This is a genomic window from Streptomyces chiangmaiensis (genome assembly GCF_036281785.1).
Lineage (GTDB): Bacteria > Actinomycetota > Actinomycetes > Streptomycetales > Streptomycetaceae > Streptomyces > Streptomyces chiangmaiensis.
On the sequence record NZ_JAYWVC010000263.1, the window covers coordinates 1 to 9543 of the forward strand.

At 69.6% G+C, this 9543-nt stretch carries 7 protein-coding genes and 1 pseudogene; 1 reads left to right on the top strand and 7 read right to left on the bottom strand.

Annotated features, from left to right (window positions below; translation table 11 throughout):
• Positions 1-392: 392 nt before the first annotated feature.
• Positions 393-1832: a glycosyltransferase family 4 protein gene (locus VXC91_RS39005; protein ID WP_329512097.1), complete on the top strand. Its 1440-nt coding sequence runs from the start codon at positions 393-395 to the stop codon at positions 1830-1832.
• 97 nt (positions 1833-1929) lie between these two features.
• On the opposite strand, the gene VXC91_RS39010 is transcribed toward VXC91_RS39005, so the two are convergent.
• From VXC91_RS39010 to VXC91_RS39040, 7 genes and pseudogenes are all read right to left on the bottom strand, one after another.
• On the bottom strand, positions 1930-2280 hold the full coding sequence (locus tag VXC91_RS39010) for a VOC family protein (protein WP_329512098.1): 351 nt from the start codon (positions 2278-2280) through the stop codon (positions 1930-1932).
• 51 nt (positions 2281-2331) lie between these two features.
• Positions 2332-2742 (bottom strand): VOC family protein, encoded by a 411-nt coding sequence (locus VXC91_RS39015; protein ID WP_329512099.1) that lies wholly within the window; start codon positions 2740-2742, stop codon positions 2332-2334.
• Positions 2743-2859: 117 nt separating this feature from the next.
• Positions 2860-3183, bottom strand: coding sequence for an LmrA/YxaF family transcription factor (locus VXC91_RS47275; protein WP_408057588.1), 324 nt, complete (start codon positions 3181-3183; stop codon positions 2860-2862).
• An 18-nt stretch (positions 3184-3201) separates the two neighbouring features.
• The gene (locus VXC91_RS39025; RefSeq protein WP_329512101.1) at positions 3202-4146 is read right to left on the bottom strand and encodes a hypothetical protein; all 945 of its coding nucleotides are present in this window, start codon (positions 4144-4146) and stop codon (positions 3202-3204) included.
• A gap of 4 nt (positions 4147-4150) precedes the next feature.
• Complete coding sequence (locus VXC91_RS39030) at positions 4151-4672, bottom strand: hypothetical protein (protein WP_329512102.1); 522 nt, start codon at positions 4670-4672, stop codon at positions 4151-4153.
• Positions 4669-8787 carry a CHAT domain-containing protein gene (locus VXC91_RS39035; RefSeq protein ID WP_329512103.1) on the bottom strand — a complete coding sequence of 1373 codons (4119 nt, stop codon included), beginning with the start codon at positions 8785-8787 and terminating at the stop codon, positions 4669-4671. The genes VXC91_RS39030 and VXC91_RS39035 overlap by 4 nt, the downstream gene beginning before the upstream one ends.
• A 494-nt stretch (positions 8788-9281) precedes the next feature.
• Positions 9282-9518 (bottom strand): annotated as a pseudogene (locus tag VXC91_RS39040) (DNA methyltransferase); the annotation flags it as partial.
• Positions 9519-9543 lie beyond the last annotated feature (25 nt).

Consider the following 9543-nt stretch of genomic DNA (forward strand, 5'->3'; position numbering starts at 1 on the left):
GTCAGCCGGCTCTCCACGGAGCACGACTGGCCCGTGATCGCGGGTTGGAACACAGCGGGAGATTCCGAGGCTCCCCGCCAGGCATCTTCCACAGCCTCGTAGCTGGCGAAGAGGCCGGCCCGTCTTCCTGGACGGGCCGGCCTCGACCGATCGCTCCCCGGCCAGTCTCCACGGTGCCGGATGGGGACGGGCGTTCAGCTCCGGAACCGGCGGGCCGGCGGAACGTCCTCGACGACGCCACGTTGACACCGGGCGAAAAGATCACCGGATCCCGGCGCGCCTGTCGTGCGCCGGTCGCGCGGACGGACCGGGCCCGACCTGCCGCGCCCGCCATCCGGGTGGACGGCGCCACAGGTGGTCTCATCGTCATCCGGACGTTCTAGCCTGACCTCATGTCCCGTCGCCCGGTGCGCGCGCTCACCCTCGCCGTCTCGGTGGCCTGGGCCGAGCTGCGGCACGACCCGCTGCGGCCGGCCCTGCTCGCCGTGCGCCTGCTGCCCACCCCTGTCCGGCGCGCGCTGCGGCGACTGGAGATCCGTCTCACCGCCCGGGCCCGACCGTCCGGGCCGTCGGACGAACCTTCCCCCGCACGCGTACCCGCTCCCCCGGGGCGCCCGATCCTGCCCGTGCCCGGACGCGTGCTGCACCTGGTCACCCACGGCCTGCCGTACCGGCAGGCCGGCCACACCCTGCGCACTCAGGCACTCACCCGCGCTCAGTCCGCGGCGGGGCTGGACCCGCACGTGGTGACGCGGATCGGATTCCCGGCGGCCCAGGGGGTGTTCGACGCCCGGCCACTGCAACTGCTCGGAGGCGTACCCCAGCACCGGTTGCTGCCCCGGTGGCTGCCGTACGGCTCCGGAGCGGTGCTGGCGCGCAATGCGGAGCTGGCCGCGCGGCTCGTCGAGCGGCTGCGCCCCTCGGTGCTGCACGCGGCCGGCGACCACGGCAACGGCCGGGTGGCGCTGGCCCTGCGCGAGACCTATGGGCTTCCCGTGGTCTACGAGGTGCGCGGGTTCCCGGAGGAGAGCTGGTCCGCCCAGGCGCACGGGCGCTCCCGCAGCGACGGAACGTATCGCGTGCGACGGGAGTGGGAGACGTACTGCATGCGCGAGTCCGATGCGGTGCTGACACTGGGCGAGGCGATGAAGGCGGAGATCGTATCGCGCGGGGTGCCCGAGGAGCGGGTGCGCGTCGTGCCGCATGCCGTCGATCCGCTCTTCCTGGAGCCGCTGCCCGACGGCGGTGCCGTGCGCACCCGTCTCGGCATCGGTCCCGAAGAGTACGTCGTCGGAACGGTCAGCGGCTTCACCCGCCATGAGGCCATCGCCACGCTGCTGGAGTCCGGGGCCGAGCTGCGCCGCCGAGGGGTGCCCGTGCGGCTGCTGCTGGTGGGCGACGGGCCCGAACGAACGGCGCTCGAGTACCTCGCCGGGCGGCTCGGACTCCGGGACGGGACGGCCCTGTTCACCGGCCGGGTGCCGCAGGAGCAGGTGCGGGACTGCCACGCCGTGCTGGATGTCTTCGCGGTGCCGCGCACCGACCGTCTGGTGACCCCTCTCGAGCCGGCCGAGGCGATGGCGAGTGGGCTCCCCGTCGTGGCGAGTGATGTCCCGGCCATGCGAGACCTGGTCGAATCCGGGGTGAATGGACGACTGATACCGCCGGAATCCTCTCTTGTCTGGGCAGATACGCTCGAAATGCTGTTCAGCAGTCAAAAGACACGGCGCACTTGGGGAGCCGCCGCCCAGGCGCTCGTCGCCCGCGAGCGCACCTGGGCGCGGGTCGCCGCCGCGACCCGCGACACCTACCACGCACTCGGATGCCTGTGAGACGTCCGGTTCGCCCTCCGGCGTTCCGAGGTCCGCGTCCGCCCGGCGACGGGCCGCGACCGCCGGCTCGTCGAGCTCGCCCGTGAGCACGCACGGGTCAAAGGCCGTGCGCCACAGGGTGGAGTGGCTCGTACAGGCCGATGTCGCTTCCCCCGGGGAGCCGGAAGCCGGTGACCCGGCCCCAGCGTGCCTCGCTGACCGGGCGTGTGAACGCAACGCCATTCGCCACAAGTTCGGTCATCGTGGCGTCGAGGTCGTCGCACATCAGCATCAGTTCGTGGGAGGGCTCGCCGTCGGCCGGATGGAAGGCGACCTCGGCGGGCGGGGCCTTGAAGACGAGCCAGCCGTGCCCGGCATCGACATGCGCCCAGCCGAGAACGTCCCGGAAGAAGAGCCGGTCCGCCTCGGCGTCGCGGGAGTAGATCACAACGTGCGCCCCATTGATCACGAGCGGAGGCTAGCGGCAATCGGCCGGACGACCCGGCACGGCGCGCCGCGCTCAGGCGTTGGACCAGCCCCGCCGGCACAGCACCAGCCGGTAGCCGTCCGGATCCTCGACCGTGACACCCCATTCGTTCCAGTACGGATTGGGTGAAGGCACCCGCTTGCCGCCGTGCTCCTCCAGCCGGGCCACCAGTTCGTCCGGCACCGGCTCGTCCAGGTACACGACGAGAAGGTCCTCCTCGGTGGGGCGGGGCGTGACGGGACGGGCCGCCTCGTGCACGAGTTCCAGGTGCCAGGAGGCCTCGGGCCAGCCGAGCATCAACAGGTCGTGCTCGCCCGGCTCCGTACCGCCTTCGGCGCGGTACACCACCGACAGCCCGAGCCCTGCGACCCAGAACCGTTCGGCCGCTTCCAGGTCCCGGGAGGGACGGGCGATCCTGATGTGACGGTGACCGTCGACGGGCATGGGCGGCTCTCCTCACGGACGGGGTGAACGGTGGACGGGCCCTTCGTGCAGCCTAGGGCAGGGGATGATCGCCGAACCATCGGACGTCCGCCCTGCGTCGCGGGGCCCAGGACCGCATCAGCCGCGCGGCGACCGCCGTTGCGCACACGAGTCGAGCAACGGTCCGAATTCGCGCGCCACGGTCTGCAGGGTGCGCATGTCGCGCTCGGTTCGGGCGATCAGCGACGCCCCCTCCAGCCCGCTGATCAGGGGCGTCGCGAGCGGCTCCGCCCGGTCCGCCGGAACCCCCATCCCCGTCAGCGCCTCGGCCACCGCGCGCGTCCAGCGTGCGAACGCCCCGGCGGCGGCCGTCCGAGTGGCTTCGGTCCTTTTACTGGAACATTCACCAACTACCGGCCGTCCCAGATTCGGTACGGGAGACTGGCCAAACGGGTTCGCCACCGTGGCCGTGTGACAGGGTCACGCGCCACCACCGGGTTCCGGCATCCTCTGGGCTCCGGGATCACGGCCTTCGGAAGCAGTGTCGAACCGGAGCAGCTCGGGCCGGTCGGCCAGTCGTCGGTAAAGCTGCTGGCTCACGGCGAGCCAGAGGGCGCGCTCCTCCACGAGGGATGCCGGACGGGAGAAGCCCATGCTGGCGAGGAGTTCGTGCCGGTGCACGTCGAAGCAGGCGCGCACGAGATCGCCGAAGACCGCGGCCGCGCCCACGGCCGTACGGTAGGCCAAGTGGCTCAAGCCCGCTGCTAGCAGCGCCGCTCCGAAGAACCAGAGCGCCGTGTTTCGGGTGAACGCCGCTCCCACCGCCGCCGTCATGGCGAACAGCGCTGACAGCGCCGAGATCACCACGGCCTGGTCGAGCGCCGTGCGGGCATCGCGGACCTCGGAGCGGGACTCCTCGGGCATAACGAGATACAGCCGCGGCCAATAGAACACCGCGTCGGCACCGTAGCGTTCCTCATCACCCGGGTACGTCTCGGCCGCGCGCAACACGTTCCCGAAGCGGGTGGGCATGAACTTCTCCGCCGAGTACGGGAACTCACGGTGCCGCCGCATGAAATCAACGGCGTCGAGGGGGTCGAGCCGGCCCCACCGCCGCAGCTGCCGCCGCACACCGCGGGCGCTGAGCCACTCTGGCCAGTAACCCTCCAGCAACCGGGTCAGCGTCGGCACACAGCCCGCGAGCAGCACCGCGAAGAAGACCAGTCCGAGCGCGGCACCGAGCCCTAACAGGACACAGCGGAGCGTATCGAGCGCGTTCCACCACCCGCCGACCTCGGTCCACCCCAACTCGCCAGCGACGAGCGCGAAGATCCCCGCCCAGAACACCAGGCTCGGCATGAGCAGCCCCTGGACGAATCTACGGTCCAGCAGATCAACGGACTTCGCAAGCACCGGCAGGAACACCCCGTCACCACCCGAAGTCGTGCGGCGGACGGCCGGTACATGCGACCGGACCGGCCGGCTTCTCGGTGAAGGTCATGGCCGACCCGCACACACGGCAGAGGCGGGTGACAACCGGGATGTCGATCCGCCCGGGGAGTTTTGTGTCGCCGACGACCCGTGCGGGTCCGCGCAGGATCGCGTCAGCGAGATCGAATCCGGCCCACACGCCCACGACACCGCGTTCGTCGCAGAGGACGACGGGGGTATCGGGGTCGAGGGTCCTGAAAGCGCCGGTGTTCAGTGCGTGGGTGACGGTCGTTGTTGGATGTGCCTTCACGAACCCGGTGAGCACGCCGGTGAGTGCGGACAGCTCGGCCTCGGGCCGCTGTCCGTCCAGCCCGTCGGGCGGGATGACCGCGCGTGGCTGTCCGTCTTCAGCGGTCAGTACGAGCCAGTGTCGGGTATCTGGCACGTCCTTGACATGCGCATGCGGGGGCGCGGTCGTGTACGGTTCGAGGTCGCGCTCGGCGAGGGTCTCTTCGGTCATGATGGGGTCCAGATCTCGGCCTCATGCGCTCCCACGAGGACGTATCCGGCCCAGTTGGCCGGGTCCTCGTAGAGCTTACGGTCTTGGTAGCGGCGGGCGAACTCGACCAACTGCGTACCGCTGTCCACCGGGAGTGCGCGGCCGTGGAGGAAATCGAGCAGATCACGCCCGGTGAGATCGCGCAGCCACAGCTGAGCCTGACGCAGGGCCGCGGCGGCCGGCAGCGGGCGTAACTCCGGCTCCTGCGGAAGGAGCCGGGCGTAGAAACGACTCATGACCAGATAGGCGGCCACGTCCGGTACAGGCCAGAGGGTCCCGATATAGGCGGGCACGCCCACGGCGAGGAAACCGGCGGGCAGGCCGATCACCTCCTCGGGCGCATGGGTTCCGGCGAGGACAGCAGATTGGCAACTGGAGCAGACCACGAGGCGGGTGTCCCGCAGCGGTGTCTGCTCGCCGTCCAAGCTCGTGGACAGCGCGAGTTCGATGAGGGTCAGCTCGGTCTCGGCGGAGAGCCTGATGTGCGAGTACATCGGGTAGTCCAAGGTGGACTCGCCATGACAGGCGAAATGGAGATGCGTGCGATCCCTCAGGCTGCCGAGCAGGTGGCCCGAGCTGATTCTTCCTTCGCTGGCGATCACCTCTCCTGGCAGTGTATTTGCGATGCTTATGACTTCCACCGGTGCGAAGGGCGGACCGTCGTGCCTGTCCACCACATACATCGCCTTAGGCTCGGCACGTCGGCTGCGGGCCGTCTGCCGAGCCGCCAGCAGTGTCGCGGCGGACGGCGCATGGGAAACGGTGAATTCATCGAGCAGGCAGTGGCCGTCGGCAGCTGCGGCGTGCAAGGGCAGGGCGGTCAGCAGTCCACAGGCGACGATCGTGAGCTCGGTCGCGCCGAAATCTTGCAGCACGGCCGACACCGAGCGGCTGATCCCGGCGAGCCGGTCGAGGCAGGCCCGGAGTTCTCGCCTCGCAGCCGTCGTTCCCGGGCGTAAGGCAACAATGCCGCCGAGGGAGTCGTCGCCGTACAACAGCGCATGCAGTTCCGTGTCGGTGGGTGCCGCGGCCTTGACACTCTCGATACGGTCTCCGGCCACGATCAGCGCCGTGCAGCCGGAAGCGGTGGCGAAGAGGTAGACCAGTGGGTGCCGCGTGCTGGATACTCTCGCTGCGAGACCGCTGCGGACAGCGGGCTCCTCCGCGCCCAGGAGTGCGGCGCGCGCTTTGGCGTACTTCTGTCCCGCCTCACGCAACGCGTCACGAAGGTTCCGCTCAGCCACGGCGTGATAGCCATCGTCCTGGAATTCGGCTGGCTTCGCGGTCAGTTGTGCGGCGAGTCCTTCGAGCTGGGTGAGCCAGCGCGCGGCCTTGCTGAACGCCTCGTAGGTGTCCGGCCGCTCCCGCGACAGGTGGGCGTACCGTTGTGGATGGCGGTCCACTGCGTCCCGCAACAGGCGAGCACGAAGGCTTTCGAGCACCTCCACGGCTTCGGAGAGGCGGTCGAGAGCAACCAGGGCTTCGGCCGCGACGGCAGCGATCCAGCCGTACTCGCCGAGAACGCGCTCGCGCACGTGAGGCAACGTGATGGCGGCTGCCTCCCGATACAGTGCCTCAATGGCCGCCGTCAGTTCCGGTACGGCCTCCTCAAACCGGCCGAGCCTTACCAGCAGGCGGCCCAGACCGGCCGCAGCGCGCCGCCTCTGCCGGTTCGTGCCCAGCGACCTGAACAGCGCCGAGGCCGCGGCGTATTCGGTGAGGGCGGTCTCATGGTCCCCTTCCGCAGCGTGCGCCTCCGCCTTGAGAAGGGTCACCATCCCATGAGCTGACGGATCGGGCCCTTCAGGACTCCAGACCGTCGATGCCCTGCTCAGCGCGCTGTGGCCGGCTTCACGCTCGCCCACCAGGAACAGTGCTTCGGCAAGCAGGCACTGGATCCGTGCCCAGGCCCGCCGGTCGCCCGGGTCAGTGAGCAGACTGGCGGCCTCCTTCAGCACCCGCTCGGCCTTGCGGGCGGCAAAGGAGCCGCCCTGTTCCTCGGACATGCGCGCGAGAACCAGGTGCGACGACGCCCGCGCGGTGAGAAGCCGCGCCCACTCGGCGCGGTGACGGCGGCAGTCGAGGACATCTGCGGCCGCGGCGTACCGTGCGAAGGACTCCTCCACGACCGCGCGGTATTGCGGATCCTTGCGCAACCACCCTCTCTCGGCGGCGGCGGACCGGTCGATCTGCAGCGCGGCCCAACCCGCAGGTGAGTCCTCCCTGGTGAACGTGCGTTCTGCCAGAGAAATCAGGGACAGCGCCTCCTCGGCATCGGTGTACTGGTCGCCATCGCCGTCGAGCAGGAGGAGGCGGGCGAGGTAATTCGTCAGTTTCGCCCACCTACGGCGCATGCCGGCTTTCCTGGCGTGGTCGCGGGCCTCATGGACCAGCGCCGTAACGGTCTCGTCCCGCACCTGGTCTTCCACAGCGATGTGGGCCAAGGCCAGGGTTGCCGTGACGAACTCGTCGAAATTCTTCGTCTGCCGGTACAGCTCGACCGCGGTGGTGAGTTCCTCCATCGCACGACGGTAGTCCGAGTAGGTCCCGAAAGTCTGAGCACGCTTGGTCAAGGCCATGCCGAGCAGGGTGTGGCAGCGGGCGGCCGGCCCGAGGCGACCGGCCGCGGTGGCCCCACCGAGCAAGTTGGTCAGCGTGCGGACCACCAAGTCGATCTCGGCCTGGGGGCGGTGGCCGTCGGTATGGACGACGCCGATGTGGCAGAGGGCGAGCACAAGGTCGACGTCACGGCCACGTATCTCGACGGCCGTGGCGAGCAGGCCGCTGATGCGGTGCGGGTCGGGTGCGGGAAGGTCCTCGAAGCAGGTGGCGGTGAAGTCCGCCAGCGCGCGAGCGGTCGCCGCCCAGAACGTGGGCTGCGCCTGGGGCGTGACCGCGGCGAGGGCGTCGTCGAACGCGGCCAATGCCCTGGCCGCACAGTCTGGTTCAGCCAGTTCGTGCAGCCGGGCGGCGGTCATGCCGATGCGGTAGCGGGTGAACGCCCAGATCGCCGGGGTGCCGGCGCGCCGGTGGTCCATGAGGCCGTACAGCCAGACGGCGTACCAGAGATCGGAGGCCGAAGAGGATGTGCACAGGCGCTCCGCGAGGTGCAGCCGCAGTTCTTCGCGCAGAGTCAACGTCTCACCCCATCGGGACGCCGCGCCGAGCTCGGCCTCCTGCGGGGTCATCTGGAACAGCGCGGCTTCGAGGAGTTCGCACTCCTCCTCGGCGGAGAGCTCCCGTTCACGCCGCGGAGGTGTGCCGACGCCGAAGTGCACCACGGCCTCCCCGACGGTGGGCATCAGCCGTAAGGCGCCCACGAGGACCTCGGGACCGCTGATCGTGCCGCTCAGGGCCTGTTCCGGCCCGAGCCGACGACAGCGACGCAGAACATGGCGGCGATGGGTGACGGTCACGACCTCATCGGGTGAGTACTCCCGCATCATCGTCGAGAGCATCTCGCCCAGCAGCTCATCCACCTTCGGGTCGAGCAGCTCAGGCGCCTCGCGGACGAGGCGCACGATGTCGTCGAAGGTCCGCGCCGCCAAGAGGCGCTCGGTCGGGGCCTTGACCCTCACCTGCCAGCGCGCGCGTGCGGTCTCGTCGAGCCAGAAGTGATACCGCGCCTGCTCCGGTTCGTACGCCGTCAACTCACCGGCGGCCCACGTGTGCAGATCTTCCTCGATGTCACGGTCGCAAGCGTACGAAAGGACGTCCGCGGTGATCGGGAGGATGTTGTCGTCGAGATGGGACAACGGCGTGCGCCCGGTCCAGCCCCTCGCGAGCAGGGACATGGCCGCCTCGACGTACTCCCGCTGATTGTCGGGCGGCATGTTCCGGCCGGGGACCAGAAGCAGTTCGGGCCGACGGCCCGGTCGTCCGACCAGCAGGGGATGGCCGAGGTCCAGCGTGGACTCGCAGCCTGTGCACACGGTATGGCCGGGGATGTCACCGCGTCGGATCCGCTGCGCCATGTCGGGGCGCTCGTCGATGTCGACGGTGACCCAGCTCGTCGTCGAGTTGTGAGCTCCGCAGTGCGGACACGCGAATGCGTACGGAATGCTGTAGCTGGCCATGGTCTCCCCCGTCAACGGATGATTCATTGTCGACGGGAGCGCGGTCCGGCGAAAGAACCAACCAAGATTGACGGCGGAGAGGGCCGAAACGTTCTGTCATCCCGCTCGCTTTCGGCGATGCCGCAGGCCATGACGGAGGGACGGAGGGAGGCACCGATCCTCTAACCCTTACGGGTCTTCTGCAAACGCGCCGACGTGGTCACGATCAGCAAGTCTCCGCAGCTCACAGGAGGTGTAACACGACCAGCCCTTGATTGCGGCTCCTGCCGAGGACTCGAACCTGCGGCCAAGGCCACCCTCCCGAGCCCACGGCCCAGAGCCTCCCGCTCCCCAACGCTCGCTCCCCCATAGCCAGCGCGGCCGACAAGCAAGTCGACGCGCTTCTCGTCGGCCAGCGGTCAAGTGGCGGTGACCGGCAGCATGTCTGGCGACAGCGGCGCTACCGCGCCGCGGCGCTCGTCATCCGCCTGCGGTGATGACGTCGGCAGAGCACCGTATTCGGTGTCGAGGGCGTGGCGGTCGAGACGGATGGCCTCGACAAGGATGGTGCCGATGCCGCACATGGGGTCCAGGACCAGGTCGCCGGGGCGGGTGTAGGTGGTGATGGCGTGGGCGGCGATCTGCGGGAGCATCTTGGCGGGGTGGGCGGCGGAGCCGGGCACGTAGCGGTCGGCGCGCTGGGCAGGGGCGGAGGTCGGGGCGGTGTTCCACACCGAGAGGGGAGAGGGCACAGCGGTTCTCCTCTGCCTACGGCTT

Excerpts from the sequence above, each read along its gene's own strand:
- VXC91_RS39030 (WP_329512102.1), bottom strand. The coding sequence starts at position 4,672 with ATGACCGAAGAGACCCTCGCCGAGCGCGACCTCGAACCGTACACGACC.
- VXC91_RS39005 (WP_329512097.1), top strand. The coding sequence starts at position 393 with ATGTCCCGTCGCCCGGTGCGCGCGCTCACCCTCGCCGTCTCGGTGGCC.
- VXC91_RS39035 (WP_329512103.1), bottom strand. The coding sequence starts at position 8,787 with ATGGCCAGCTACAGCATTCCGTACGCATTCGCGTGTCCGCACTGCGGA.
- VXC91_RS39015 (WP_329512099.1), bottom strand. The coding sequence starts at position 2,742 with ATGCCCGTCGACGGTCACCGTCACATCAGGATCGCCCGTCCCTCCCGG.